The organism is Achromobacter sp. Marseille-Q0513 (assembly GCF_018195695.1).
Classification (GTDB): domain Bacteria; phylum Pseudomonadota; class Gammaproteobacteria; order Burkholderiales; family Burkholderiaceae_B; genus Achromobacter.
The window spans coordinates 1-343 of the sequence record NZ_JAGTJY010000632.1 but is presented as its reverse complement, the minus strand read 5'-3'; the positions used below and the strand labels follow the sequence as shown (position 1 = coordinate 343).

1 protein-coding gene is annotated in these 343 nt (G+C 63.3%); it reads right to left on the bottom strand.

Annotation, left to right across the window (positions count from 1 at the left end):
- On the bottom strand, window positions 1-343 hold a 343-nt coding region (locus KDH83_RS32075; protein ID WP_212323250.1), incomplete at both ends, for a hypothetical protein.

Here is a 343-nt window from a genome sequence, read left to right as displayed (position 1 = left end):
CTCCTGCGCGGCGCGGAACCCGGCCATGCCTTGCTCGGCCAGAATCATGGCCGGGCGGCCCGCTTCCGCGCCGAACATGGCCTCGGCCACTTCCATCGCCGCCTTGTCGCCCAGCTTGTCCTTGATGGTCTTGAGCTTCTCCAGCTCCGTGACCATGTGGTCGAGGCCCGCGAAATTGCCCTTCTTGTCGAAGAAGTCGAAGGTGATTCCCGCGTCCTCCATCAGCCCCTTGGCGTGACCTTTCATGCCTTTCTTGGCGTCCTCGATCATCTGCGGCCCCTTGGCCAGCCGCGAGAGCATCATCGAGAAGTTAGTACCGAACGAGGAACCCTCCAGGCCGACC